At 57.4% G+C, this 23,370-nt stretch carries 33 protein-coding genes; 3 read left to right on the plus strand and 30 right to left on the minus strand.

Annotated features, from left to right (window positions below; translation table 11 throughout):
• Nucleotides 1–264 (plus strand): hypothetical protein (locus tag RBR60_RS13745; RefSeq protein ID WP_320357763.1); only part of this gene is annotated, 264 nt, incomplete at its 5' end.
• Here RBR60_RS13745 and avd read toward each other — a convergent pair.
• The 30 genes from avd to RBR60_RS13890 all read right to left on the minus strand — a co-directional run bounded on the left by avd (nucleotide 205) and on the right by RBR60_RS13890 (nucleotide 22,098).
• Complete coding sequence (avd, locus tag RBR60_RS16845; protein ID WP_413815470.1) at nucleotides 205–585, minus strand: diversity-generating retroelement protein Avd; 381 nt, start codon at nucleotides 583–585, stop codon at nucleotides 205–207. The genes RBR60_RS13745 and avd overlap by 60 nt on opposite strands.
• A 6-nt stretch (nucleotides 586–591) precedes the next feature.
• Entirely contained in the window at nucleotides 592–2,718 is a 2,127-nt protein-coding gene (locus RBR60_RS13750; protein WP_320357765.1) for a hypothetical protein, read from the minus strand.
• The gene (locus tag RBR60_RS13755; protein WP_320357768.1) at nucleotides 2,715–3,050 is read right to left on the minus strand and encodes a hypothetical protein; all 336 of its coding nucleotides are present in this window, start codon (nucleotides 3,048–3,050) and stop codon (nucleotides 2,715–2,717) included. Before RBR60_RS13755 ends, RBR60_RS13750 begins: the two co-directional genes overlap by 4 nt.
• Nucleotides 3,051–3,059: 9 nt before the next feature.
• Nucleotides 3,060–3,542, minus strand: coding sequence for a hypothetical protein (locus tag RBR60_RS13760; protein ID WP_320357770.1), 483 nt, complete (start codon nucleotides 3,540–3,542; stop codon nucleotides 3,060–3,062).
• Entirely contained in the window at nucleotides 3,539–4,165 is a 627-nt protein-coding gene (locus RBR60_RS13765) for a phage tail protein (protein WP_320357772.1), read from the minus strand. Before RBR60_RS13765 ends, RBR60_RS13760 begins: the two co-directional genes overlap by 4 nt.
• Before the next feature lie 300 nt (nucleotides 4,166–4,465).
• Complete coding sequence (locus RBR60_RS13770) at nucleotides 4,466–4,648, minus strand: hypothetical protein (RefSeq protein WP_320357775.1); 183 nt, start codon at nucleotides 4,646–4,648, stop codon at nucleotides 4,466–4,468.
• The gene (locus RBR60_RS13775; protein ID WP_320357777.1) at nucleotides 4,639–5,106 is read right to left on the minus strand and encodes a hypothetical protein; all 468 of its coding nucleotides are present in this window, start codon (nucleotides 5,104–5,106) and stop codon (nucleotides 4,639–4,641) included. Before RBR60_RS13775 ends, RBR60_RS13770 begins: the two co-directional genes overlap by 10 nt.
• Nucleotides 5,106–5,411 carry a phage holin family protein gene (locus RBR60_RS13780; RefSeq protein ID WP_320357779.1) on the minus strand — a complete coding sequence of 102 codons (306 nt, stop codon included), beginning with the start codon at nucleotides 5,409–5,411 and terminating at the stop codon, nucleotides 5,106–5,108. The genes RBR60_RS13775 and RBR60_RS13780 overlap by 1 nt, the downstream gene beginning before the upstream one ends.
• Nucleotides 5,412–5,448: 37 nt before the next feature.
• Complete coding sequence (locus tag RBR60_RS13785; protein WP_320357781.1) at nucleotides 5,449–5,787, minus strand: DUF2190 family protein; 339 nt, start codon at nucleotides 5,785–5,787, stop codon at nucleotides 5,449–5,451.
• Nucleotides 5,788–5,868: 81 nt separating this feature from the next.
• Nucleotides 5,869–7,785: a prohead protease/major capsid protein fusion protein gene (locus RBR60_RS13790; protein ID WP_320357783.1), complete on the minus strand. Its 1,917-nt coding sequence runs from the start codon at nucleotides 7,783–7,785 to the stop codon at nucleotides 5,869–5,871.
• An 8-nt stretch (nucleotides 7,786–7,793) separates the two neighbouring features.
• Nucleotides 7,794–9,314 carry a phage portal protein gene (locus RBR60_RS13795; protein WP_320357785.1) on the minus strand — a complete coding sequence of 507 codons (1,521 nt, stop codon included), beginning with the start codon at nucleotides 9,312–9,314 and terminating at the stop codon, nucleotides 7,794–7,796.
• Nucleotides 9,311–9,529, minus strand: a complete 219-nt coding sequence (locus RBR60_RS13800; RefSeq protein ID WP_320357787.1) for a hypothetical protein — start codon at nucleotides 9,527–9,529, stop codon at nucleotides 9,311–9,313. The genes RBR60_RS13795 and RBR60_RS13800 overlap by 4 nt, the downstream gene beginning before the upstream one ends.
• Nucleotides 9,530–9,771: 242 nt before the next feature.
• Nucleotides 9,772–10,734 carry a hypothetical protein gene (locus RBR60_RS13805; RefSeq protein WP_320357789.1) on the minus strand — a complete coding sequence of 321 codons (963 nt, stop codon included), beginning with the start codon at nucleotides 10,732–10,734 and terminating at the stop codon, nucleotides 9,772–9,774.
• Between the two features lie 69 nt (nucleotides 10,735–10,803).
• Nucleotides 10,804–11,091, minus strand: a complete 288-nt coding sequence (locus RBR60_RS13810) for a hypothetical protein (RefSeq protein WP_320357791.1) — start codon at nucleotides 11,089–11,091, stop codon at nucleotides 10,804–10,806.
• Between the two features lie 206 nt (nucleotides 11,092–11,297).
• Nucleotides 11,298–11,522, minus strand: a complete 225-nt coding sequence (locus RBR60_RS13815; RefSeq protein WP_320357793.1) for a hypothetical protein — start codon at nucleotides 11,520–11,522, stop codon at nucleotides 11,298–11,300.
• A gap of 47 nt (nucleotides 11,523–11,569) precedes the next feature.
• Complete coding sequence (locus RBR60_RS13820) at nucleotides 11,570–11,743, minus strand: hypothetical protein (RefSeq protein WP_320357795.1); 174 nt, start codon at nucleotides 11,741–11,743, stop codon at nucleotides 11,570–11,572.
• Nucleotides 11,744–11,835: 92 nt separating this feature from the next.
• Complete coding sequence (locus tag RBR60_RS13825; protein WP_320357797.1) at nucleotides 11,836–12,339, minus strand: hypothetical protein; 504 nt, start codon at nucleotides 12,337–12,339, stop codon at nucleotides 11,836–11,838.
• Nucleotides 12,340–12,382: 43 nt separating this feature from the next.
• Entirely contained in the window at nucleotides 12,383–12,733 is a 351-nt protein-coding gene (locus RBR60_RS13830; RefSeq protein ID WP_320357799.1) for a hypothetical protein, read from the minus strand.
• A gap of 177 nt (nucleotides 12,734–12,910) precedes the next feature.
• Nucleotides 12,911–13,171, minus strand: a complete 261-nt coding sequence (locus RBR60_RS13835) for a hypothetical protein (protein ID WP_320357801.1) — start codon at nucleotides 13,169–13,171, stop codon at nucleotides 12,911–12,913.
• A 30-nt stretch (nucleotides 13,172–13,201) separates the two neighbouring features.
• On the minus strand, nucleotides 13,202–13,555 hold the full coding sequence (locus RBR60_RS13840; RefSeq protein ID WP_320357803.1) for a DUF551 domain-containing protein: 354 nt from the start codon (nucleotides 13,553–13,555) through the stop codon (nucleotides 13,202–13,204).
• 80 nt (nucleotides 13,556–13,635) lie between these two features.
• Nucleotides 13,636–14,244 carry a hypothetical protein gene (locus RBR60_RS13845; protein WP_320357806.1) on the minus strand — a complete coding sequence of 203 codons (609 nt, stop codon included), beginning with the start codon at nucleotides 14,242–14,244 and terminating at the stop codon, nucleotides 13,636–13,638.
• Complete coding sequence (locus RBR60_RS13850; protein ID WP_320357808.1) at nucleotides 14,241–14,504, minus strand: hypothetical protein; 264 nt, start codon at nucleotides 14,502–14,504, stop codon at nucleotides 14,241–14,243. Before RBR60_RS13850 ends, RBR60_RS13845 begins: the two co-directional genes overlap by 4 nt.
• Complete coding sequence (locus RBR60_RS13855; RefSeq protein ID WP_320357810.1) at nucleotides 14,485–14,853, minus strand: hypothetical protein; 369 nt, start codon at nucleotides 14,851–14,853, stop codon at nucleotides 14,485–14,487. Before RBR60_RS13855 ends, RBR60_RS13850 begins: the two co-directional genes overlap by 20 nt.
• A gap of 140 nt (nucleotides 14,854–14,993) precedes the next feature.
• Nucleotides 14,994–15,230 carry a hypothetical protein gene (locus RBR60_RS13860; protein WP_320357812.1) on the minus strand — a complete coding sequence of 79 codons (237 nt, stop codon included), beginning with the start codon at nucleotides 15,228–15,230 and terminating at the stop codon, nucleotides 14,994–14,996.
• A 207-nt stretch (nucleotides 15,231–15,437) separates the two neighbouring features.
• Nucleotides 15,438–15,635, minus strand: coding sequence for a hypothetical protein (locus RBR60_RS13865; protein ID WP_320357814.1), 198 nt, complete (start codon nucleotides 15,633–15,635; stop codon nucleotides 15,438–15,440).
• Between the two features lie 9 nt (nucleotides 15,636–15,644).
• Complete coding sequence (locus tag RBR60_RS13870; protein ID WP_320357816.1) at nucleotides 15,645–17,591, minus strand: terminase gpA endonuclease subunit; 1,947 nt, start codon at nucleotides 17,589–17,591, stop codon at nucleotides 15,645–15,647.
• Nucleotides 17,578–18,165 (minus strand): hypothetical protein, encoded by a 588-nt coding sequence (locus RBR60_RS13875; RefSeq protein ID WP_320357818.1) that lies wholly within the window; start codon nucleotides 18,163–18,165, stop codon nucleotides 17,578–17,580. The genes RBR60_RS13870 and RBR60_RS13875 overlap by 14 nt, the downstream gene beginning before the upstream one ends.
• A gap of 243 nt (nucleotides 18,166–18,408) precedes the next feature.
• Nucleotides 18,409–18,888, minus strand: coding sequence for a hypothetical protein (locus RBR60_RS13880; protein ID WP_320357819.1), 480 nt, complete (start codon nucleotides 18,886–18,888; stop codon nucleotides 18,409–18,411).
• A gap of 385 nt (nucleotides 18,889–19,273) precedes the next feature.
• The gene (locus RBR60_RS13885; RefSeq protein ID WP_320357820.1) at nucleotides 19,274–21,649 is read right to left on the minus strand and encodes a phage/plasmid primase, P4 family; all 2,376 of its coding nucleotides are present in this window, start codon (nucleotides 21,647–21,649) and stop codon (nucleotides 19,274–19,276) included.
• 2 nt (nucleotides 21,650–21,651) lie between these two features.
• Complete coding sequence (locus tag RBR60_RS13890) at nucleotides 21,652–22,098, minus strand: hypothetical protein (RefSeq protein ID WP_320357821.1); 447 nt, start codon at nucleotides 22,096–22,098, stop codon at nucleotides 21,652–21,654.
• A 143-nt stretch (nucleotides 22,099–22,241) separates the two neighbouring features.
• On the opposite strand from RBR60_RS13890, the gene RBR60_RS13895 reads away from it, so the two are divergent.
• Both RBR60_RS13895 and RBR60_RS13900 read left to right on the plus strand, forming a co-directional pair.
• Nucleotides 22,242–22,454, plus strand: a complete 213-nt coding sequence (locus tag RBR60_RS13895) for a hypothetical protein (RefSeq protein WP_320357823.1) — start codon at nucleotides 22,242–22,244, stop codon at nucleotides 22,452–22,454.
• A gap of 311 nt (nucleotides 22,455–22,765) precedes the next feature.
• Nucleotides 22,766–23,368: a helix-turn-helix domain-containing protein gene (locus RBR60_RS13900; RefSeq protein WP_320357824.1), complete on the plus strand. Its 603-nt coding sequence runs from the start codon at nucleotides 22,766–22,768 to the stop codon at nucleotides 23,366–23,368.
• Nucleotides 23,369–23,370: the final 2 nt, after the last annotated feature.

Consider the following 23,370-nt stretch of genomic DNA (forward strand, 5'->3'; position numbering starts at 1 on the left):
GCCCCGAATATTCTGGATCTGTCCGAAGCCCCGTGGGACTTCGGCTTCTGTCCGCCGTATCTTCGCCAGACGGGAACCAATGTTGGAATTCGCATTCGTCGCGTCATTGTTGCCATTCGCGCACCACAGCCCGGCATTCGAGCCGTTGTTCCAATTGCCGCCGAGTATGAGCACCCGCGTAATAAGCCTGCGCCCTTTATTTATTTATTTCTGACTCTTGATCCAGCCGCCGATCATTCGGCCCACCTCGTTGACGTGGCTTGACCAGGTCAAGTATCTTTTTGGCGTTATGTAGTGGAGAGAAAGGCTTTTCCTGATCAGCGCTCGGAGAACCTCGATTTCTGTATCCAGATCATGGAGAGTTGTTTTTTTGTGGTATTTTTTCCACGCAACAACACACAGTCGGTGCGCATCGGCTATACTCCTGCGGATGTCTGCACACAGAAGATGTCTCTCTTTTTTCGGGAAATTCGCAAGGACCAGGTGGGTGTAAGCGTCAAGGCTTTCGATTTTTGCCAAAAGCTTCCCATAAGGCCCCGTTTGGTCCGGGCTATCGCCCGTCCCGTCATGACTCATATCGCTCATAACTCATCACACTTTCGCCAGACGGGAACCAAAGAGGGAATGCGCATACGTCGCGTCAATGCTGCCAAGCGCGCACCACAGCCCGGGAAGCGAGCCGTAGGCCCAGGGGCCGCCGAGTAGGAGCACCCGCGCTGTGCCAGTCGTAAAATAGTGACCGTCTTGGCATGTGGCTCCCGCCAAAGCTGCTTGATTTGCAGCCGCCAAAAAGCCATGGCCAAGATCAAAGCCTGTTCCTGCACCCGTTGCGAAGGTCTTAGGATAACGCCATGCGGCTGCAAGATTGGGGATGGTATGCCCGGTGTCGATCAACTGCTGATTGCTGCCCCACACCCACACCCGGCCTGCCTCGATCTGCATGCCCACCGCCCACCGCCACACGTTGCCCCATAGGCCGATTATGCCTCTGTATGCGGCCTGGGCTACATCGGGAGCGTCAACGAGTGCTGCACTGGATGTATCGACACGGCCTCGGCCTGTTTTCGCCTGGGAGTCCATGGTGGCGTTTTCTAACAGGTATAAAAATTGGATGGCTGAGTTTTGGTGATAACTATTTTGCATAAACCCTGTCACGCCGCCCACGTTCCGGGCCTCAGCGTCTGCGGAAAACTGTACGATGGTACGACTAACTGCTGGCATAACGCCGGGGAGAGACTGGAGCTTGCCGCCGGATAAAGAGGCCGCGTATTTGCCGAACCAAAACTGATTGAGCGGATTGCCCCCCCACCAGAACGCAGAGTGCCGTGTCAGCCCGAGTTGTTCTGTGGCCGATAAGCGCCACACTGGTTTCCCGGCAAAAAGTCCAGTTGGTACAGGCTGGACAGCGCAAAATGCATTGGGGATTCGAACCATGTGCTGTTCGTCGATGATCACATCTTCAATCTGCCCCCAGACCGGGTGATTATCAAAAAACTCTTTGGATGGCGGATCTATCTCGTTAAAACCATTATCAACATACCGCCAGTCGCCACCCGAAACCTCCGAGTTTGCCAGTACCAGGTTGACGGGGTCTGAGCTGTTAAATCTCCCCGTGGGCCAGTACATTCCGTTCCAGAGAGGTCTTCCGTCTGCTGTTTCACCGAGTTTCCCAAGTATTGAAGGTAGATCCGTAATTATGTGGCTGTGGACTGTTGGTGCCCGTGCGTCTGACAATCTGGGGTCATTGTTGGCAACCGCACCAATGGCCGCAGGCGTGACTGGGTCTCCGCCACCCGATCCGTGCGAAGCTGCGTGTAGTGTTGGATTCCTTGCGTTTGATAGCCGGGGATCATTGCTGGCTACAATGCCGCCATGGGCCGCCGTGGTCTGCTCTGTGTGTGCCGTGAGGTTGCTCTGCACCCCTGCAGCCGCCCCTTTTGTGTCATATGCGGCATCATGGTTATGCCCTGCGGCAGCAGCACCGATAGCCACAGGGGTGATGGCATCTCCCTGTCCTGCGGCATGGCTGGCGGCATGATTGGTGGGTGTTCTGGCGTTGCTTAGTCTTGGGTCTGTGCTGGCGACGATGCCGCCATGGGCATCGTCGCCTTGCCCGCTGTGGCTGTCGATGTCTCCCTGGGCCGTAACCGCCGCAGCATGGGCCACTCTGACGCTATTGGCCGATGCAGCCAAATCCGGCCTGTCGCTATCTACCGTATCGACAATCCGCACGGGGTCCAGGCCGAGGACGGCGTCAAGGGGCACCTGATTTAAAAACGCTCCCGTGGTTCTTATCTGATATACGACAGCCACCGGGTAAAATGCGGGATCATCAGATAGAGTATAGCTCCCGTCTGCACCGAGGACACCAGTGACAATATCACCAGCCACGTTTTCAGCCGCTTCTGCCTGGGGCTGGCCCTCCGCATCGACGGTGACGATGATGCAGTCCTGCCCCCATGAGTATTGCTCCCGCGCGATGACCGCCCCGGCTGGGACTGCGACTGACCCCGTCCTGGTTCCAACAACTGCGAAAATTTCGATTTCATACGGTGTGTTCTCCAGCGTTTCAATGCGGGCGGACTGGCCCGCTATTTCGTCGACCGTCAGGCCGGAATCGACAGCCCTGGCGCCGTCGGCCATCAAGAGAGCCCCGTCCGGAGCCTCAACCTTGCCAGCTGAATCGCGCCTGTAAATAATATTGCCTGTGATGCTCATGTCATTACCTCAAGCGTCCCAGGGCCCGCGGCCTGTATGCCGGATACCGGGCAGACATATGCCCACTGCACCGGGTTGGAGGCCACGCCGTCCACGACACCGTCCGCCTGGACAGGCAGCCAGCGCCCAGCCCCCGCCCGGATATCTGCATCCGGGGAAACGGAGTCCTGCACCGTCATTGTCTGCCCCTCATCCGGCCAGACACGCACAACCACATCGCGACCTATGGGCGGGGCTGGGATGTGGATGGTCTCGGTTTCTCCGGCCTCTATGCGGACAGAGACGGAGTATCCGGGATAGGCGCAGCCGTCCCGCAGTGTCATGGTTTTCATGTCGTCTCCTCAAGCATACGGGTTGTTTCGCGATGTGCGATACCGAATCTCGGCGGACAGGGTGACGGTCAGAGCAGCCTCGCCCTGACCCCACTCCGGCCAGTCCTCCACCCCGCCGCTTTTATAAAGGATGTCGTCTGCCAGATCGCAGACCCCGGCGAGCACATCCAGCACCGTCCTGAGATCCGCCAGTACGCCCTCTGCCATAGCAGACAGGGCCGTCTCCTGGATGGTGGGATCTGAGTCCAGCACATAGCGCAGCCCGGCCCGGAGAGTGACGGGGAGGGTGATGCTGTCCTCGCCATACGCCGTGCGCTCGGCAGCCTCTGTGCCTGGGGAAATCCACAGGGCCGGAAGTTGATCGAGTGTGCGCTTGCCGTCTGCCAGGACGATGTTGGCCCCGATATCGGAGCTGTATCCCTCAGCGGTGCGGATCTGGGAGCATACCGCCCGGAGGTCATCGAGAATTTTGTGTCGGATAGATTGGGTCATATCTTTACTCCGGCTAAGATGAGGCCCACCTGCCGATCCAGTTCGGCCTCAGCCGCCTCAGCGGCTCTCCTTAGCACCTCATCCATGCGTTCCTGGTTTCCCAGGATGTCTGGGGCTGTGGATGACCAGATCCCTTTGATCTTCTCGTCGTTAGGATTTCCTGGTCGGGGTTTGGCCCTGCGCTCTCCAGTCCTGACCCAGATATTCCCGTGTCCGGATGACATCAGCGCCATGAAGGCGCTCTTAAAATGCTTGCGCTTGTGGGCGTGCTTAAACTGAAACGAATAGCCACGTTTCAATTTTTTACCGCCATAATGCATCCCTGGTGTCTGATTTTTTATTTTCCAGGGCTTGGTTTTGTCGTAGGCCGGAACCCCTCTGTGATCTCGGGACTCCAGCCAGCAGCGTGGATCCGCATAACTGGCCTTTCGCTCCGTCATCGTTGCGCGGATGGCCGTTTTGGTGAGGTTAACCTCTTTGGCAATCTCTTCCACAGCAATGGTCTTGGCTTTGGCAAGGCCCTCATTGATGGCCCTCACCGATGCTTTGGCGTAGCCTTTTTTTACATCGGCCAGAGCTTCCCGGACGGCTGCAAGCCCCTTGATTTCGACCCGGTTTATCACGCCGACCTCACAAGCCCAATGGTCCGCGTCGCGTGACCCTCATTGAGCACCCGCGTGGTGCGGTACCACACCCCGTCAATCTGCACCGGCGACCCCTCTACGTGCATGGGCACGGATGCCCGAGCGACCGTGATTTCCGCATCCCAGGCCACAACTCCCGTGACCCGCTCCACCTCCGTCGGCACCCTCACCCTGGCCCGGAGATTCTGGGCCGCGTAGCGGATGTCCTCAGCACCCTCGCGGGTGTTGAGGACGGTGCGATCCACATCTCTCGCAATCTGATCGCTCCATGTCCCCATATCACCGGCCTCCCATTTTTTTTCGGATGGCAGACCCGAGTTTCCGGCCCAGCCGAAATACCAGCCCCGCCACGGAGCCGTCCGGCAGGCGACTTTCCCCGATGACGTCCGAGGCCAGCCCATAGCCCAGCCCGATGACAGCCAGGGCAATAAGAGTTCCGGGTTCCAGTGCCACTATGTCCATGCTCCCTCCCTGGAAAGCCGAAAGGCTTCCTTAAAATATCCGTTCCAGGTTTCCGGCCTTGGGTCTCCGGGTCTCCATGCCGAAAGGTACTGGCGCCACCCTTTTTCCGGCTCATCCGGACCCGGCAAAGGCTCCGGGATAGTCCAGAGCAAGAGCCGCGCATAGCAACAGGCCAGGGCATCGTTATGCTCAATCGCGGCATGGCTTTCCTCCACGCTCACGCCGTAGCGCAGCCTCACCAGGATCCGACGGATAATGATGGCGGTGGCGTGATGGTTCAGCACTCCAGCGACACCCGCCTTTTCAAACTGCCAGAAACCACGCGCGGGGCCCCGGATCTGACGGCGATGCATAAAGCGGGATTCCTGCATGCCAATGGCGTGGAGCATGCCCATGGCCGCAGGGCTTTGCATGGCTTCTGGAAGCAGGGCAAAGCCTGCGCTCATAAAAGGATGCATCACTTTCCCCTTTCTGCCACGGCCCGCAGCACTCTCTTTTCCAGAAGCCCCAGAATCTGGGCAGAGGAATACCCGCTTACGCCGCAGATGGCGGCCCGACAGTTAGCGGAAACGGCCTCGGCATCGGCAATGAGAAGAAAAACAAGGATGCCCACGAAGGCACTCATGAGCAGCCCGCCGAAAAGCCAGCACCATGAAAATGATTTGGGATTCTGTATCATCCTCACCACCCCTCCCAGCATGGCCAGTAGGACGGCGGGTGCGATCTCCAGGCCCAAACGAAACATCTCGTCGATAATACGCACACCGCCTCCTGCTGTGTCGGTTGCCCGACAGAATGGGTTATGCGCCGAGCAGCACCTCGACAGTGGCCGTGGCTCCGGAAGCCACAGGCTGAAGCACCGCGCCAAAAGCCGGATCAGAAGTCTTGAGGGTGAGGAGGCTGTCTGCACCGAGATAGACACGGGCTCCTGCTGTCACGGCGGCATTGTCCGTGCCGTCGTGGCCTTTGACGCTGAGGCGATAAACGCCTTTCAGCCGCACGGCTCCGAGGGCGTTGTGGGCAATATCCGTGGATGCCACCGCAGGGATGACACCAATCATTAAAGGCTGGCCGGAGACAAGCCCCCCTGCGGGGCCGGTAATGGTGACAGATTCGCCTGTATTTACATAGTTTTTCATGGAGTTGCTCCTTCTCCCTTAAAAGGGGTCAGACCCCTTTTAAGATATGTTTTTTAAAGGGGTCTGACCCCTTTTAAGGAATTATGCTCCGGCGTTTTTCAGCAGGCCGCGCCAGTCCACAGGAGCGGCGGCAGCATCGATGCGGACTTTGTACTCCACCCCATCGCGGTTCCAGCCCTGCCGGGATTCCATGTAAGGCGCTGTTTTCCCGCCCAGGAAAAAGACCTTGACGGTCTTGCCTTTGAGAGCGCCGAGATACCAAGCTGTGGCGGAGTCGTCGTCAAGCCTCGGCTCATAGATGCGGGTCAGGGCGTTGCCTGCATAGATGTTGACCTGCATTTCTGCGCCCAATTTATCCGACTTGAAAAACTCCTCCGTGGTGCCCATGAGGGATACCGGAGCCAACAAGTACTGGGGCCGGATATTGAGGCGTTTCAGGCCCCGCATGTCTTTCTGGAGGCCCATTTTTTTGTAGGCATCGGTCAGAGCAGCGATACCGATGGCACCGGTGACACCGATGTTTCCGTGATCCGCGTGAAACAGGGCCTTGCCGTCGCCCATTTTCCCGTTTGAGATGAGCACGGCATAGGGCAGATCCCCGATTTTGCGGGCAGCAGCCTCGCCCATGAGGCGGGGGATGTCTGTCATGGCCCCGAGGTCGTCGTTGATGATGGCCTGGCGGGTGATGCTGAACATTTTTCCGTATGTGGCCAGCTTAACGGACTCCTTGTGCTCATCCACGGAACCGTGTTTGTATTCGCCGTCCTCGGGAATTTCATCGAGATTGTCAAACTCGGAGATACGACCAAACTCGTGGATTTTAAAATCATCCATCCGGCCCGTGGCGCACCACTGGCTCCATGTTTCGTTGGCTCCTTCCCATCCCGCCTGCAGGCTGCGCCTTGCGGTGCTGCCTAAAATAAAGGGGAGATCCGATGTGGACATGGCACGGCCCACCATCTCCATTGCATCACCGGGGATGCGGCGGTCTCCGGAGCGGATCAGGGCCTCGCGGGCCAGCTCCCTCAGGGTGTAACCCACCAGGGATTCCGCCCCAGCCGCAGGAGCCTCGACCGTGTACCCGCAGCGGAGGGCAAGGCCGTCCAGGGCCGCAGCCCGGAACTTGTCCCGCTCGTTAACCGTTTCAGTGGCAGGGGCTCCTGCAGCAGGGGCCGCAGACGGAGCCGCCGCACGGGTGGATGCGATGCGATCCAGCACCGCAGCGCGGGCCGCCTCGATGGGGGTGCCCGTGGCGATGAGATTGTCCATAATGTCCTGACAGCTGTGGGTGCTGCACATGCGGACGATTTCCGCCACCCGGCTGCGCTCGGCAGCGACGGGGTCGGGTGTTGCAGGCGCAGGAGCCGCAGGGCTTGCTGCGGGTACGGGATGGGGGTCTGCGCTGCGGGTTTCAGGGGCTCCAGTCTCGGGAGCCGTAACAGGTGCGGGCATGTTTTCTCCTTCCCCGGCTGACCGGGCTTTTGCGTTTGGGTCTGCTCCGATGGCACATGTGGAGACCTCACGGATCTCCCAGGCTGTGACCAGGATACAGGGGCCGGTATAAGTCCGGCCGTCGATGGTATGGGTTTCGTTTTTTTTGAGGATCATTTCCTGGGCGCTGCGGAATCCGACAGAATAGTCCGTCAGATGACCCTCTTGCAGCAGCCTGAAGGCTGCATCGCCCCTGTCTGTGGATGCATAGGAGGCCCGGCCAACCACAGCCTGGCCGTCGATTTTGATCTCCCGGATGGAGCCGCAGACATCGCGGACGCTCCAGCGTTCGTGAGAATCCAGCAGGGGCACCTGTCCGGATGCGGGAGCGCGAAACCCCGACGGGATGAGGATTTCCGGCACGTATCCGCCGAGACCATAGTCCCAGCGGGTGACGGCATCCGTGTCCGTTGCGATGACCAGATCCACCGTGCGGGCATCCGCATCGAGGGATGCCGGGGCGCGTGTGGTTGCTGCCATGGCCCTGGTGAGTATTTTTTCTGCCATTCTGCCTCCTACCCTGCTGCCCCGAGGGCTGCGGGATTGGTTTTTTCGGTCTGACGCTTGCCCCCGGTGATGATTGCCAGGGCTGCGTCGCGGTCGATGCCGAGATACTGCTGGGCCATATCCGCAAAGTTCCCGATATCCTCCAGCACCTCTTCCACGTCTCTGCCTCGGGAAAGACAGGCTTCTTGTGGTGACTTAAGCAGGGCCGCAATGTCGTCCCTCTGGGCACGGTATTCACGGAGAGGATCAGCGGGCGGCATGACCGGGGGGAGCCACACCGCCTGCTGCCACGCCCGCTCGTCGCGGGTGTATTGGGGGATTTCCAGCGCCCCGCGATAGACAGACAGGGTCAGGAAATCCGCGTAAACAGGCTGGCACCAGTGCCGGATGAGGCGGGTCTGGTGGGGGGTGATCATACGGGCCAGATCCGTCCGGACACCCCGGTAGTTTGAGAAGCTGAGGCCGGAATAATTGCCCGTCAGCATCTCCACCGAGGTGTCCGTGGAAATGGCAATGGTGCGCAGGAGGAATTGCATGAAGGGGTCGAATGACGCCCCGGTGCCAGCAGGTTGGGCCCAGGAAATATCTTCCCCGTATCCCAAGTACTTAATCACGGCCGTTCCGTCGCCAAGATTTTCCACGCCTTTTCGGGCGGGGTCGTGGTTGACGTTGGCCGTCTGGTGGACGTGGGGGCGCTCGGTTTTGATGGCCCCCAGGTACTTTGACCCCATGCGCTCCCGATCCAGCGTAGATGTCATGAGATCCTGCACGTCATCCGCAAGATTGACTGCGGACGTAAAATCGGAGACCCCCAGCACCTGTCCGGGATACTGCTGATGGAACAGGTGGAGGACCTGGGAGGCAAGCATCCGCCGGGGGGAGCCGTAGCCCTCATCGGAAAAATGATAGGCTTCCACCGCGCCGGTAACGGGATGGATTTCCACCCCGCCCCGCATGAGATTTTTTCCGATGGGCTTGCCCTGATCCGTGAGCCGGGCCGCGTCGATCATGAGCAGACGGACGGGAGCCGGGCCGGATGTGTCCTGGATTTTGATGGCAAGGGCGTTGCCGGTCTCGATGCGGGTGCGCTCCGCCAGGGCCGTCAGCTCGAAAAAATGGAGACGGCCGGAGGCATCTGCATGGTCCATCCAGCGCAGCCATGCGTCCTCGATTTTGTCCGTGATTGCTTTGAGAGCCTTGCGATCCTGATAGATAATGGGCCGGGACTGGAGCCGGATGCCATCCCCGCAGGTAAGTTGCACCCGGACGCGGAGCGCACGGTCAAACAGCGGAAAATCCTGGCAGAGTTGGCGCACCTTGGCCGCGATGCGGGGCTGATGGGCAAGAATCTGGTCATTGATGTTCTGATCCATGGCCCGCCATGCGCCATGGTCGCCCTGAGCAGCGGCGTAACGCTGGGACTGACGCTGGATCATCTGTCGGTCACACATGCGCCGCAGCTGTGCGTTGGGCAAAAACACGCCGATGATGGCATCGAGGCCGGAGCCGATGAGGGGGAGGATATTCATCGTCTCGCCCTCCCTGCGACCTGTGTGATAAGGGGCGTGGTGCCTGCCTCCTGCTCCGCCATGGCTGTGACGTAATCCAGGGCGCGTCTAAAATCGTTGAAATCCCTGTATTCAAAGCGCAGTCCGTCGGCAGTGGCGTAGGATTTTATTTTCCATGATCCCGATGCCATGTCGTTCAGCATTTCGTTTTTTAAGTCTGCCCAGCTTGTAAACATGTGCTCCCCCCAAGGCAAAAAATCCGTCATTTTCTGCCTGAGGTTATAGCACGGGTTTTTTCAGCAGCTGGGGGTGTATGACTGGGTGAGGGCGTATGAGGAGCAGAGGGGAGCAGAGGGGAGCAAAAAAAGCTTGACAGGTTTTTTATGCGTTTTTTTGGGGCAGAAAAAGGACGCAAAAAACCCGGCTCGGGGCCGGGCTTTTCCCCCTCTCCTGCGGGAGAGGGGCCGGGGTGAGGGCGCTATTTTCTGACGTGGGTCAGAAGGGTAAACCATGCGGGGTAGGGCATGGGTTTGTGGCCCTGTTGGTCATCGGGCTGGATGTAGCGGCGGAAAGTGCGGGCATCAATTCCGATGATTTCCGCAGCCGCCCCGCCGGTAAGTCCTGCAAAATGCAGAACTCCCCGGAGGTGTTCTTGTATTGTGCGGCCTGCATAATCCCGCCGATCCATTGCCAGCCATTCATGGGCTGACGGGAGGGGGATGGACAGACATATTTTGACAATCTGCCTGTCGATGGCTTCCACCTCTTCATCCGGGCACTCGTTGCGCTGGAGGATGAGGGGCCGGATTTCGTCCGCTCCGGGAATATCCACGGTGGACGGTAGAGCTGCCATGATTTTTTCCGGGATGCCCAGCAGGCGGGCATCACGGATGGATGTGATGGTCTCGGGGGAAGATGTTGAAAGAAGACGCTTCAGCTCTCCAGGCTTCGGAACACAAGGGGCGCAGGAAAGATCCGGAATCCATGCCTCCGCTTCTTCAAGCCCAAGGGCCACAGCTTCCGCAGGTGTAACAGCAACGCCACGCCCATCAAGCTCCACAACAACCCATCCCCGTTTTTTTATCACAGCCGCTCGGGAAACGGAAAGGACAACCTCTTCCGGGAAGCGGTCTTTATTATCCCCAGACAAGGGCAGCGGGACGATAATGCCCCCGATGGTGGGGACAGCTGCAAAATTCGGGTCAATTTCTATCTTCGGGGGGGTGGGCGGAGTTTCTTTTTCTTGCCTTTCCCTTTTGAGCTTTTCCCTGTACGGCTCCATGAAAATGCACGGAACGCCCTTCTGCTCAGCGAGCACCATGGCCTTGCCTTTTGCCTCGGCTTCGGTGGAGGCTTTAAAGCCACACCTTGTCCCGTCCCCCATTACATACCCATATCCCGTCTTGTGGTAATATGCATATTTATATTCCGTGCTGTTCATTTTCCTTCTCCTTCGGAGGTGATGCCCAAGATTGGGCTTGTTTTTGCCCCTCCGGGGAGGGGCTTGTTTTTAATTTTTATAATCCAGCTCACCATCGCTATTTAAAAAGAGGGCCCCTTCTGCGTGGAGATATTCGATCATCTGGTCAGGCCCATCCTTTGCTGCTTCCATAACCGCCAGGAATTTTTCAGAAATTTCAACAACCTTGCAATCCAGCTCCTCGTCGTAGGGGTTATGTCCATGGCCTTTGACGTACCCCCGTGCTGACTGCCTTGCTGCACTTTCCGTATGCCCCACCCCGATAAGTGATGTAATGTGTCCCTGGCTGGTTTCATACTGAGAAATGGCTGCTTTCATGGGTCTTCTCCTTTTCAGAGGTTTTGCCCTGGAAGAAATTTCCGGGCTTGTTAAGAAATACAATAGGGCATTATGCCCTATTGGTCAAGCCTTTTTTTATTTATTCCACAAAAAAAAGACCCGCCGGAAACTCCAGCGGGCCGCATATATAATGATGGGGCCATAGACCTCCGGCAGGAAGCCCCGGCCTGAGCCGGGGCTATTTTTTAATCCTCTTGCCTGCGGACAGTTTTAACTCCATTTTCCCAGGAAACAAGCAGGTACTCGTCGTCCCAAGACCAGATGTCCTGGGTATCCGATGGCTCCTCGCCGCCGAAGGTGGGCAGCTGTGACATATCTATGGTTTCGAGTTCATCCGGAGATGCTGCATTTATGAGGGCCTCCAGCTCAAATACGCTGTCCGCATTTTCGATCTTCTCATAAAATTCCATAGCTTGCCTCCTCGTTTGTTGCCCAGGCCTTGGCCGGGGCTTTGTTGTTATTTACCACAATTTCCGCAGTGGCCCTTGTGAAGTCCCTTACTTACCTGGCAGTATTCCTGCCCTTCAGAGGTCTTGGGCCAGTTTCCCGCAAGCTTTTTTTCGCATTTGGTGCAGATGTTCAGGGTTTCGCCGGTGGGTGCCTGCCATGTGATGACTTTCTGATTTTTCATGATCCGTCTCCTTTTGAGGGTTTGCCCTGGAGTTATTTCCGGGCTTGTTAAGAAACACAATAGGGCATAATGCCCTATCTGTCAACAGTTTTTTACTTATCCAGCTTTTTAAAAAGCCCTTTGATAGTGTCCCCCCGTTTCCGCAGCAGGGCGCAGGCATCGGCCCAGACACCCACGGGGATGGGTCTTTCCCCGGCCATCCACTGGCGGATGCGACGGGAGTCGGACAGGCCAAGGGCACGGGTTAGGTCTGTCTGCCATCTGTCACCGTAAAGGGCCTGCCCGGTCATTTCCAGTTCCGCAGGGCCGTAGGTTCGGGCCACATCCATTGCGTGGGCATAGTGATAATACCCCAGCCAAAAATTAGACTGGATCTCTTCCGAGACCCCGCCCTCTGGGTCATGGATGGTGTCCAGCTTGTCCAGGAGGTCGGCAAGGGATTCTTCTTTGTCTTTTGTGTTGTCCGGATGCTTGGCTATCAGGGCAAGGCAGGATGCCGGACGGTGGATTTGGGCAAGGATGGCTTCCGGGATCTCTCCGGGGCCGGGCCAGATCAGGCGGCAGACGCTTCCGAGGGTGTACATTGTCTTTTCCATGGCTTTGTCCTTTATGTTTGGGCCGGTTTCCCGGCCCTTGTTTTTAGTAACCCATGATCTTTTTCATATTAGATCTATGGTCTGCATATTCTTTTTCGTTTGCCTTGGATCTTTTGTGGTTTGCACCTAATTCAGCCTGATACTTTTCAAAAACGGCCAGCGCATCAGGGTTTGTGGGGATAAGGGCTTTAACGCTTTTGCCGCCCATCCGGATTATTCCGCAGTTAAAAAACCCATCTTCAAGGCGGGGGTTGCTGCAAACTTCTTTTCCGAATCTAATTTCAATGCCAAGGGTTTTTTTGGTTCTGGTGGCCTTGGCAATCATGGCTTCTTCCCTGATGATTTCGATGGTTACTTCTCCGCCTCTTGCTGTTTTCCATGTGTGCTTTTCCATGTCCCGCCTCCTAAGGCTTGGTGTTTTTGAGCTTCCCTTGTGGCCGCTCTTGATTAAACTTGTACCTAATTTTAGGTACGGAGTCAATCCCTTTTTTCTGTTTTTTTTTAAAAAAAAGACCCGCCGGGGAATCCAGCGGGCCACATATATAATGTTAAACGGAGAGGACCGCCTTTTTTAAAAACAGAGGAGAGCCCGCCTTTCCCCCGGCCTCTCTGCGGGCCTGAATCCACCATATATGGTCATAGCCAGCCCTTCTCCCCGTTCATCTATATAGCGGAAAGGGCCAATAACCTGAGGAAGGTTCTCGACCTCATTTATCAACCACTCCAAAACATCCTGGTCGTCAACTCCCCAGCCTGGTCCGGCGGCAAGCCCTTCCGTGTGCCTTGCAAGTTTTTTGGCTTTTTCAAGCATGCGCATTCTTTTTTCATCCATCTTTCCCCTCCTTTTTTTATGCACCGGTTGTCAATCATCATCCACAGGAGGCGGCGGCGTCATTGGCAACTCCATCCAATGCGTTACGGCATTGTGCGGGCCGCCATGCCCCCTAAAAATAAGCAGACCCTCCTGCACATTGTCCGGCACCAGAATGGCCACCCCGCACCTGCCGAGGAAGTACACCAGCACGGGCACGTTGACGGGCGGCATGTGGTCATTGACGTGGATCCATTTTACATGGGCTCCCGTAGTCGTCCCGCTGACGCTGGGCCTTACCACCTCATAAATGAGCAGCAATCTCTGCTGGATGGAGGCAAGGTAATAAAACAGGATGAGGGCTGCGAGGGTCAAAGCACATATAAGGGCCGACTTTGGAGTCATGGGGGTATTTTCAAAAAACACCCATCTGGTTCCAAAAAACGCCATAACCCCCCAACACGCGCCCAGATATATTGACGAAGCTATTCGCATATCCGCCTCCAGTGCTGGTACAGGGTTGCCGCGTAGGCCTCCAGATCCTCGGAGGTCTGGTGGTATTGGCTCAGGTATCCGTAGATTTTTTCCAAAATGGCCCGCATTTTTGCTATGGCCTCCCGCTTTTCCGGCGGGGTGGATGCGCTCATGGTGGCCTCGATATCCACCGCCATGGGCAGTACCATGCAGACATATACGGCCGGAGAGTCCCGGTGCTGCCGCCAGAAGGCATCCAGGCTGTCGATGGCATCGGGTGCGCCGCCGTGGTCATCCGGGGAAAGTTTGCCGTAAAGCTTAAAAACCGCTTCGCAGGCGGAGCGAAGCTGCCGCTCGTACGCCATCGTTTTTGGGCGCTGGCCATGGGTCTGGCGGAGGTTGTTGCAAAATCCCCGTGCCATCCCGGCCACGGAAATGGCTTCCCGGTTGGCACGGGATGGGGCGGCTGTTTTGTAAAAATCCCTGGAATCCGGACGCATCCGGGCCGGGAGGGCCGATGCGGGGAGGGTGTGGATCTGGCCCGCAATGGGAAACGGGAGGGCCGTATTTTGATTTTTGATGGCCCGGAGATGTTGTTCCAGGGCTTCTGCTGCGCTCATGACTGCTCCCCCCTGATTTTTGCTGCTGCCATGCAGGCGTAGTGGGCCAGTTTGTAACAGTCCCGAAGGGCCTCGGCGTCGCCCCTGGCGTTGCGCCCCATGCGGTTGATGTATCGGGACATATTGTTTTTTATGTCATCGACGGAAAACCCGGATGCCTGATCATCGGGCATGTCCCCGTACTGTGGCACCGTGTATTTTTCGATGTGGTCGGCCACATCCACGGCAAAGTCCATCCACTCATTTTCCCGCTTGCTCATTCAGTCTCTCCCTCAATCTCGTTAGTTTTTCCGCCCTTTGGAAATCAATCTCATGGGCCGGGATGAGCATCCGCATCTGCTCCAGCATGATTTCCGCGTCTGCCAGTTCTGCCGCCATCTGATCCCTCGACTCTGAGGACTGCCCCTTCGACCAACGCCAGCGCAAAATTGCCGCTGCTGCCTCGGAGAGCTCTTCCGCAGCCTTGGCAATCTGAGCCTCATGCCCAAAAACCTCCCTCGCCTGTATGTAGGTGAGATGATCCGCCCGGATGTTCATGGCCCGCTGGATGAGGTATTCCGGAGTCCCCAGGATTACGTCAAACATGGTGCAGCGGGGGTGGGCCGACATAACCAGGAGATCCCGGTAATGGGTCAGGCCGTCCTGCCTGTCCCAGTAACTGAGGGCCACGTATCGCTTGCAAAAATGACGGAGCGGGCAGCGGTACCCCTGTGCTCCTGGCCCACAGCGCTCCTCGTGTGCCGGGTATCTCAGATCCGGGGCCGGGGAAGCGCCTCGATGCGGGGCCGCTCCAGTTCCTGGTACCGCGCCCGCTCCAGTGTCCGCTCCGCATTGTCCAGCGCCCTGCGGGTGCGATCCACATGGGCCTGCGCCTCCAATATTTCCTGATTTGTGGCCGCTTTCCGGAGATTCAGGAGCGCCATTTTCCATCGAGTCCGACAGATTTCCGTGAGGGATTGTGCTGCCAAGAGCCGATTCGCATTCATGAAGAACCTCCTTGAGGGTCTGGAGCCGGTCGTCCCACATATTGCGTTTCGGGCGGAATCCCTCAACCATGTGGGTGGCCTCGACGTGGGCCTTGAGTACGGGCATGAGCGGGTAAACCGAATGGATCAGATCCCGCAGAAGCTCCCGCATCTGATCCCGCTCCTCAATGTTGCGGCGGACATCCGCCAGTGCTGCTGTCAATGGACTCATGATGCCTCCCGGATCTGTTGTGCTCTCCAGTCATCGATGAGGGAGACCGATGACTCCCACCTTCCGTCTATTTTTTTTGCAGGGAAACCCCGCTCCTGCACCCAGCCGAGTATTGTGGCGGGGGAGCGGTGGACGTAGCGGGCGATGGCCTCCATCCCAACCAGAGGATCTGTCTGTTTTTTCCTGTCTGCCATGTTACCTCCTTACCATCGCCGCCGGGATTGGGCGGGCTGGGAACTCGTGGGTGGGGGTGCAGGATCGACCTCGACGGGCCGCTCCCAGTAGCGCATATCCAGGACATCCGTGGCCACAAGGGCATATACGGAGCAGTCGTGGCCGTGGTTTGCCGCTCCAGAGGGGCAGCTCCACTGGCCGTGGACATCCCGGTACTCATGACAGAGCATGGCCAGCCACTCGTCCGGGGTCTCTGCGTGGAAATGCCAGGCTCCGGGGTCTGCGGGGTCGATCTGCCAGAGCCGGGCCAGCTCATCTTTGTAGAAATTGACATTTGCCTGGAGGAGCTGCAGGCCTCCGGGGATGGGCTTGTTTGCCCTTTTCCCCGCAGATGCCGGGTAATGCTCGATGGCGGAAAACCGCCAGGGTCGCTGCTGTCTTGCCGACCCCTGAAACGGGACCACAAGGCCCCGGTGTTTGGCGCACCAGTCGTAAATCTCGGCGGTACGGTGGCCCATGGCGTCGATGACCGCCATGGCGATCATGTACTCGTTGCCGCCCGAGTCCCGGTATTTGTCCTGCCAAATGATCTGTTCCAGGGCCTCAAAGCTCTGGACAAATCCGGAGCGGATCTGCCAGGACTCCCGATCCACACCGTAGCCCCAGGCGCGGATCTCGTACCAAAAGCCGTCGTCCTGGGTATCGCATCCGGCTGTAAGCCCCGCAATGATGCCATTTCCGGGAACGATTCGAGCGGGGCGGGAATCCCGGAGCAGTGCCAGGGTTTCTACCCGGCGCTCGGAAAGGCCGGTGTAGGGTTCCGCTAAATGAGAGTTGAAACAATCCTGCATGGCGTTTGCCGACTTCATTCCCCGGAGCCATGCCGCTGCGGTTTTCCCGGAGGAAACGAACGGTGTTACCCATGCTGGCAAATGAAAGCCGATGCGCCGGGGCCTGCGGGTTTCAAGGGTTTTGGGGAGAGACAGGCCGGACTCCCGGCACCGCCAGCCACCCAGACGGACAGCATCCTGACGGGTAAGGGTGTCCCACCGGGCCTGACAGTGGGGGCACTCATACCATGTGAGCTTTTCGTCCCGCTCCAGGAGGGCCGGGTCTGCTGTTCTGCCGCCATCCCATTTGATGTTTTCAAAAGACATCTTGTGGGAGCGGGAGCATGTTGGGCATGTGGCGTGATAGTCAAAAACCACATCCGCCATGGCCATGCGCGTCTCGATGTTCCCGGCGGGGACGGTGGGGCTGGAAAATATCCACCATTTGTACCGATCCGGGAAAGTTGTCATACGCTTTTCGATCAGTTCCAGGCCTGCGGCTTCACCCTGTCTTGCTGTTGCCTGGTATCCGGGCTTGTCCACCTCATCGGATATGGCGTACCGGATGGGTTTGTTGGCAAGGCGGGCGGATGATGATGCCCAGGCCAGATAAATGGGCATGTGGGTGAGGTTCACCCGGGTGTTTGATTCATCATCGACCCGGCCCGTGCGGTACCTCTGCAACCGCGCCGAGGTCCTGAACATCGGCGCAAGCCTGTCCTTGGCTACCTCGGAGCAGGTGTTTTCGTCCGAGAACGTCATGAGGACGGGGCCGGGCTCCCGGTCTGCAAGATAACCCACATAGGTGAGCGCCGCCTCGGTGACTCCTGACTGGGGGCATTTCTGGCAGTAAATCTCACGCACGAAGGGGCTGGCGGATGCATCCATTATCCCAGCGAGGTAAGGCGTGAGACTGTTGCGCCATGGGCCGGGGTTGGCGGACATGGTGACGACCCGGTGTTTTTCGGCCCATTCCGACGGGGCCATGGGTTTTGGTTTCCGGAAAATCCGGCGCTCCGCTGCGGAAAATGAGACGGAGAGACGGAGTTTGTCCCTGGTGCTGCGGACAGCGTCCGGCATCCAGTGTGCTGCCCTGGCAGTGATGGGCTTTTTAGGCGTGGCCCGGAAAAGCTCAGTCTGTTTCATTTTCGGTATCCTCTTCCCGGTCTTCTCTTTCTTCTGCAGCCTCATCCGTGCCCGGCAGCACCATTACCTGATAGGTCTCCGTGGAGGCATATGTCCGGAGCAGATCGTCCAGGGTGTCGTTCAAAAATGCCGTCAGTTCTGGGGTTTTCTCTGCTTTGCCGGACACAAGTGCGATCATCCGAGCTGCCTGGGAGGCAAACATCCGCCGCAATCCGGATTCCAAAACGATGGCCCGGCCTGCAAGCTCCCGCTCAAAATCTGCCCTGTGGAGGTATTTCCCTCGCAGCTGATCAAGCTCAAAAGCGGATTTCTGGGCCTTGATTTCGAGGTTACGGATTTCGAGCTGCATTTTTTCAGCCCCCAAATCCGCAGCATCTCCGCTCTCTCTGCCAACCATAGCCAGGAGCCAGACCTTGGCATCCACCCCCAGGATGGACTTGTCCGACTGCACCCGGAGCAGGCCCTTTTTGGCATGTCCGTATGCGGTGGATTTTTCCAGCCTCCATCCATTAGCCTTTGCCCAGACGACAAGCTCCATGGTGTTCTTAAATTTTTCCGGAAAATCTGCCGCCATGTCATCTCCTTGACGCTCAGGCCCAACATCCAAAAACAAAAAATCGTCACAAATTGAGTCAAAAACCCAGCCTCACCCGCCTGATACCCGCCTCCCGGCCCATGCCCAAAAAGTCGGCCCTGACTGAAAGGCCAGTAAAATCAGGCTTTTTTCCAAATTCCAACACATTTTCAAAAATAAATGGACCCAACTTTCGGGATCCGCGCCCCCGTATGGGGCTCGGGCCGGGGGGAGGAACCGCCGCTAACATCGGGGCAGCGTCAGCGCCCCAGCAGCCAGCAGCCGCCGAAGGTCGGGCATGGCCAGCTCCACCAGGCGTAGAGCCTGGCCGTAAAACTCCCAGCGCTCCGGCTCATCCGGAGACACGCCGGGGCGGATGGACAGGTGCAGATCCTCAGCCTCATCCATCCAGAGGCGAACTCCATGGCGGTTACCCTTCAGGCGTCGGGACAGTTCCATGACAGTCGGGCATTCGCGCCAGTTTTGTCCCCCAGCCACGGGAGACGGTGAGGGCCAGATACCCTCAGGCTGTCCGATTAACCCGCCAGTGCGGGCATCTGGGCTCGGATCCGGTGTCGTGCCGGAAGAAGCCCCCTCCTTTGACGCAGGAAGAACACGAAGGCCCTGGGATCTCATATCCTCGCGGGCTGCCTGACCATCGTTGGCCGGGCTATAGGCAGGGGCCATTGCCCCGTACTTATCGAAAATGCAGGAGGGCTTCATGCTGTCCCGCCCTGTTTTATTGCTAAACCATTGATTTTTTTACATTGCTGAAAGGGTGTCCCATCCCTGTCCCATCCTTGTCCCACCCAAAAACGCGCTAAGTATTTGAGTTTTATAGGGTGGTCCGGGTGTCCCACCCTGTTTCCAACAAAGTCAGAATGTATATTACATATACACACACGCGTGCGCGCGCACATGCGCAATATGTTGTATTTAGGGTGGGACAGGCGGGACAGAAGGCCTAAATATTTGTTTTTGTTGGCTTGGTCTGTCCCAAATTTGCCCCCGTAGGGTGGGACAAGGGTGGGACAAGGATGGGACAGCGTGGGTTTTTGTCCCCCGGTTTTGCTCTGGGGGGCCATCCCTCTCGGGGGGTGCGGGGTTATCATGCTCCACCTCCCACATAAGAGATGCCATGGATGGCATACTCTCGGGCCTGGCCCACCCGGCGGCGGGTACTGCTCAGACTGCGGTGGGCAAGGAAAAGTTCCTTGAAAAAATTATCCTTACCCAAGGCGCTGTACCCGTTTGCATCACAGTATCCCTTATATCCTTTATAAAGGGTGTCTTTTGCAGTGAGCTTGTTTGCATCCAGCTCACAAGCATCCTGGAGGAAGGCCACCACAGGGTTATTCTGACGCCGGAACTCCATCAGGAGGTCTCTGGTTTCTTCGCAGTTGGTAAAATAGCCCTGCGCCCACAGACGATGAAGGCCAACAATCGCCCACTGGAAGATTTCCGACAGCTCCTCCATGAGTTTGGACTTCAGGTGCGGATCCAGATCCGGATCATCGTCGGCCCACTGTTTTTTGGCCTTGATGATCAGCCAGCGGCGGAAATGCCCGTCTGAGTTGTCCAGCACCCTGGGGAGCTGGTTTGAGGCAAAAACCAGCTTACAGAACGCCTCAAAGGTGAATGGATTTTCGTGCTTGAAGGCTGCGGATATGGGGTCTCCAGAGGTAATGGCCTTGAAAAACTGGCTCTCGATGGCCTTTTTGCCCACCTCTGTAGAGATATTCACGGCTTTTCCGTAAAGGGAAGACCTTAAAAACTGATCCTCCAATTCCGCCAGACCAACAGCCGAACAGTTAGCTATCCCCACCATCTGGCGCAGGATATACAGGATGGTGCTTTTGCCATCAGACCCGTCCCCCAGCAGCAATAGGCACTTACTCAGCAGGGGCGGAGCTGTACGATCCAGGCAGTACCCAAAAAACTCCTGCAGCTGCATGATGGCTTCGGGTGTCTGGATATTTTGCTCCAGCATCCTGAGCCACACGCTGCATGTTTTCCCGGCCCTCGGGTACCAGACCACGGGAATTTCCACGGAGGAGAATCGCTCCGGATCATGGGGCCGCAGCTCCAGCGTCCGGATATTCAGATCCCCGTTTTTGACCGACACCCAGTCCAGCTGATCATTCATGGCCCTGCCAAAGGGCATGGCAGACATGATCTTTGCCTGTTCCGCTGCGTCAGAAACGCGGGACATCTGGGACTCAGTGCCCAGCACCTCGATGGCGGTTTTTTTGATGACATCCAGCTCCACCGCATCCCACACCGACCCCGTCCAGCGATACACCAGCCCGGTCTTGTGGTCATAGTTGAGCCGGAACTTGTCCAGCAGGCGGTTTGCCAGCAGGCGGGGCCGGAAGGACAGCCGACCGTTTACCCCTGTCTCGAAAAAATCCGATGCCTCGCTCTCCAGTGGGGCTTCCGTCTGGTGAAAAACCGTGGCCGAAGCCATCAGCTCCTCCAGATCCTCAGCACTCCTCCGGTGCTTGACAAAAAAATCTGTCAGATCCTGACCGCCATTTTCCGGGTATCCGCCGTCCTCATGGCGGCCCATGTAGTCAGGCCACTCAATCACACGGACAGACCGGGCCACCCTGGCAATGGCAGGGGCTGAAAAATGCAGGGCTGCAACCTGACCCGCCTGATCCGCGTCAAATGCAATCACCACGTCCCGCCCCTCGAACAGGGCCAGATGCTCCTTGGCCCATTTCCGCATTTTGGAGGCGGTCATGGTAATGGCATTAAACCCGTGGGACAGAGCGCAGATGGTGTCCGGCTCTCCCTCGCAGAGGAGCACAGGCCCGTCTGACCCAGGACGCGCAGGGAAAGGCAGGGCCTCTCCGTTACCAGCGGCCCAGGAGATCATCTTATCGTGACCCCTGGTGCCATCCGGCGCAGGCCCAGGGCGGTACAACCTCAGGTTTCGGACAACGCCTCCCGCGTCTTTGACCGGGATGGCTACTCTGTCGGCCTTTGGCTTTTGGATGATCCTCCCGTCCTTGGCCTGAAAGCAGGTCTGGAGGCGGATCCCCAGATCCGTAACGGTCTGGGGAGTCCACCCGCGCATAGCGCAGATCCTGTCCATCCATGCCTGAGGCAGAGGAGGCAGGGTCTCATAGATGCCATCCAGAGACGGAGGCGCAGGTTTTTTTGGTTTTTTATGCCCTTCCCATGGGGCGGGGCTGTCACCGATTCCATGGGCATTGCAAAATTCCCGGAATGCGGCCTTATTGTCCTGATAGTTGTTGGCGTGGCCCCACAATTTTATGAGGTCACCCGATGCCCCGCAGGAGAGGCAATGGTAGGAGTCTTTTTCTGGATTGTAGGAAAAGGACGCGTTTTTTTCCCCATGAAACGGACACAGCCCCCGCAGCTCCTGCTCCGTGCTGCTGCGGGAATCCACCTGAAAACACCCCCTGGCAATGGTTGCCCGCTCCTGTGGGGACAAAAACTCGACCGATTTGCCCATGGCTATTTCCGCCCCGTGATGGTGTCCTCGAATAACCGGCGCAATTCAGCGACCTCGGTCTCCAGCTGGCCAATGGCCCGAGCGGCCCGCATTGTGGCCGCAGAATCACCAGAGCATATGCCCCTTCGGAGTATCCCCATTATCTCGCTGGCCTGGATCACAACGTCCTCCAGCTCAGTGCGGAGGTCGTTTGATCCCGGTACGGGCAGATGCTGCACCTGCACCAACCGCCAGCCGGGAGGCTCCAGTAATGTTTTGAGGGCAGGGTGCTGTGTGGCCGCAAATGCCCCACGGATAGCATGCACGGATACGGTACGGCTGGGGTTTGAGCAGTAGTCATACAGTGTCCGCTGGCCAATGCCGCCCAGTTTGGCAGCCTCGGGGATGAGGCTTTGCCCCTCTCGGCCCTGAATCAGTGCCTCGTACAAAATGTCGTTTACCTCTGACATTGCAAAATCCCCCTGCATTTTTGCCTCGGCGCACACATGCATCCGGTGCATTGTTTTGTCGGACAAACGAGGTGTTTATCCCCGTTTGTCATGCAACTCTTTGAAAAACTTGTCTTTTTTTGAAAAAACCCTATAAAAGCCCCATGAAGATCCAGAAATCATTCCGCATCGATAAAGACCTGTGGGCCGAACTGGAGCGAATCTCCGAGCTGGAGGATCGGAGCTGCTCCATGCAGATCGTCCATTTTATCCGTCAGGGGGTGGATGCCTGGAGGTCGGGCAGGAAAAACCTGACAAAGCCTCAGGAATCCGAACATCCTGTCCGGACTGGCGGGCCAGCAGATAAGGACAGATAGCGTCCCAGTTCTTTTCGATCATAGACCACGTGCCCATTCTTTTCGCCCACAGGAAGGCGCATGGGGGCAGAGAAAAGAGCCCGGCCAGCTTTTCCGCCAAATCCAGGGATGGAACCGTTACCCCATTCCTGGACCTGTTGATGGTCTGGATGGTGCTCCCCACGGCTGCGCTCACAATTTTATCCAGCGATCCTTTTTTCATGTTGCAATGGTATTATTACAATTATCACAAGTCAAGTAATTCTTTTATTGCGTATTGCGGATTATTTTTTTGACCTTGGTTTTATGACCTCACGGTGTAGGATAAGTGCATGAGCGAGAAAGCAACCATACACGACCTGATCGACCAAAGAATCCGAACGCTGGGGATAACCCCGAAGGTATTGGCCGCCCATATGGGAGTGACGGAGGCCTCTATTTCACGGTGGAGGCGCGGGGTAGCAGAGCCCCACCCTCAATACTGGCCAGAATTGTTCGCGGTCCTCAAGATCAGTCCGGACGAGGTTCTTCCTCCGGCCAGTGGTCGCTTTATCCCCAACGCCCTTATCCATCCTGTGAGGCTGCCCAGCGAAGAGAGCCAAAAGTCCGGCCTCCCCAGCCGGTCAACACAAACGGAGCAGTCTATGGTCGATATTTATGAGTCCCGATTGCAAGACATGCGGGATGCCCTGGACAGGGCAGAGCGCAGCAGGGACAGGGTTGAAAACCGCCTGGATGAGTTACAGGCGGATAATCGAGATCTGCGGAAACAAATTGTAGAAATGTCAGCAGAAAATTCTAAAAAAATAGAAGCCCTTACCTCGGAAAATCTGTCACTGACAAAAAAAATAGCAGAACTACAAATGGAAATCCTCACCCTCAAGACTGAATTGTCCCACCCGATCACTCCCGGTCGCGCGGCGGGGGAGTCATAGCG

The sequence above is a fragment of the Desulfobotulus sp. genome (genome assembly GCF_034006065.1).
GTDB lineage: Bacteria > Desulfobacterota > Desulfobacteria > Desulfobacterales > ASO4-4 > Desulfobotulus.

Bases quoted from the DNA above. Each gene is read 5' to 3' on its own strand.
- RBR60_RS13760 (WP_320357770.1), bottom strand. From the start codon at position 3,542: ATGACCCAATCTATCCGACACAAAATTCTCGATGACCTCCGGGCGGTA.
- RBR60_RS13880 (WP_320357819.1), bottom strand. From the start codon at position 18,888: ATGAAGCCCTCCTGCATTTTCGATAAGTACGGGGCAATGGCCCCTGCC.
- RBR60_RS13885 (WP_320357820.1), bottom strand. From the start codon at position 21,649: ATGGGCAAATCGGTCGAGTTTTTGTCCCCACAGGAGCGGGCAACCATT.
- RBR60_RS13845 (WP_320357806.1), bottom strand. From the start codon at position 14,244: ATGAGCGCAGCAGAAGCCCTGGAACAACATCTCCGGGCCATCAAAAAT.
- RBR60_RS13810 (WP_320357791.1), bottom strand. From the start codon at position 11,091: ATGAAAGCAGCCATTTCTCAGTATGAAACCAGCCAGGGACACATTACA.
- RBR60_RS13900 (WP_320357824.1), top strand. From the start codon at position 22,766: ATGAGCGAGAAAGCAACCATACACGACCTGATCGACCAAAGAATCCGA.
- RBR60_RS13875 (WP_320357818.1), bottom strand. From the start codon at position 18,165: ATGGCGGCAGATTTTCCGGAAAAATTTAAGAACACCATGGAGCTTGTC.
- RBR60_RS13825 (WP_320357797.1), bottom strand. From the start codon at position 12,339: ATGGAAAAGACAATGTACACCCTCGGAAGCGTCTGCCGCCTGATCTGG.
- RBR60_RS13775 (WP_320357777.1), bottom strand. From the start codon at position 5,106: ATGCATCCTTTTATGAGCGCAGGCTTTGCCCTGCTTCCAGAAGCCATG.
- RBR60_RS13860 (WP_320357812.1), bottom strand. From the start codon at position 15,230: ATGAATGCGAATCGGCTCTTGGCAGCACAATCCCTCACGGAAATCTGT.
- RBR60_RS13895 (WP_320357823.1), top strand. From the start codon at position 22,242: ATGAAGATCCAGAAATCATTCCGCATCGATAAAGACCTGTGGGCCGAA.
- RBR60_RS13790 (WP_320357783.1), bottom strand. From the start codon at position 7,785: ATGGCAGAAAAAATACTCACCAGGGCCATGGCAGCAACCACACGCGCC.
- RBR60_RS13815 (WP_320357793.1), bottom strand. From the start codon at position 11,522: ATGGAATTTTATGAGAAGATCGAAAATGCGGACAGCGTATTTGAGCTG.
- RBR60_RS13850 (WP_320357808.1), bottom strand. From the start codon at position 14,504: ATGAGCAAGCGGGAAAATGAGTGGATGGACTTTGCCGTGGATGTGGCC.
- RBR60_RS13755 (WP_320357768.1), bottom strand. From the start codon at position 3,050: ATGAAAACCATGACACTGCGGGACGGCTGCGCCTATCCCGGATACTCC.
- RBR60_RS13865 (WP_320357814.1), bottom strand. From the start codon at position 15,635: ATGGCAGACAGGAAAAAACAGACAGATCCTCTGGTTGGGATGGAGGCC.
- RBR60_RS13805 (WP_320357789.1), bottom strand. From the start codon at position 10,734: ATGAACAGCACGGAATATAAATATGCATATTACCACAAGACGGGATAT.
- RBR60_RS13785 (WP_320357781.1), bottom strand. From the start codon at position 5,787: ATGAAAAACTATGTAAATACAGGCGAATCTGTCACCATTACCGGCCCC.
- RBR60_RS13840 (WP_320357803.1), bottom strand. From the start codon at position 13,555: ATGACTCCAAAGTCGGCCCTTATATGTGCTTTGACCCTCGCAGCCCTC.
- RBR60_RS13820 (WP_320357795.1), bottom strand. From the start codon at position 11,743: ATGAAAAATCAGAAAGTCATCACATGGCAGGCACCCACCGGCGAAACC.
- avd (WP_413815470.1), bottom strand. From the start codon at position 585: ATGAGCGATATGAGTCATGACGGGACGGGCGATAGCCCGGACCAAACG.
- RBR60_RS13750 (WP_320357765.1), bottom strand. From the start codon at position 2,718: ATGAGCATCACAGGCAATATTATTTACAGGCGCGATTCAGCTGGCAAG.
- RBR60_RS13770 (WP_320357775.1), bottom strand. From the start codon at position 4,648: ATGGACATAGTGGCACTGGAACCCGGAACTCTTATTGCCCTGGCTGTC.
- RBR60_RS13835 (WP_320357801.1), bottom strand. From the start codon at position 13,171: ATGGATGAAAAAAGAATGCGCATGCTTGAAAAAGCCAAAAAACTTGCA.
- RBR60_RS13800 (WP_320357787.1), bottom strand. From the start codon at position 9,529: ATGTTTACAAGCTGGGCAGACTTAAAAAACGAAATGCTGAACGACATG.
- RBR60_RS13890 (WP_320357821.1), bottom strand. From the start codon at position 22,098: ATGTCAGAGGTAAACGACATTTTGTACGAGGCACTGATTCAGGGCCGA.
- RBR60_RS13830 (WP_320357799.1), bottom strand. From the start codon at position 12,733: ATGGAAAAGCACACATGGAAAACAGCAAGAGGCGGAGAAGTAACCATC.
- RBR60_RS13855 (WP_320357810.1), bottom strand. From the start codon at position 14,853: ATGTCGGCCCACCCCCGCTGCACCATGTTTGACGTAATCCTGGGGACT.
- RBR60_RS13795 (WP_320357785.1), bottom strand. From the start codon at position 9,314: ATGAATATCCTCCCCCTCATCGGCTCCGGCCTCGATGCCATCATCGGC.
- RBR60_RS13870 (WP_320357816.1), bottom strand. From the start codon at position 17,591: ATGAAACAGACTGAGCTTTTCCGGGCCACGCCTAAAAAGCCCATCACT.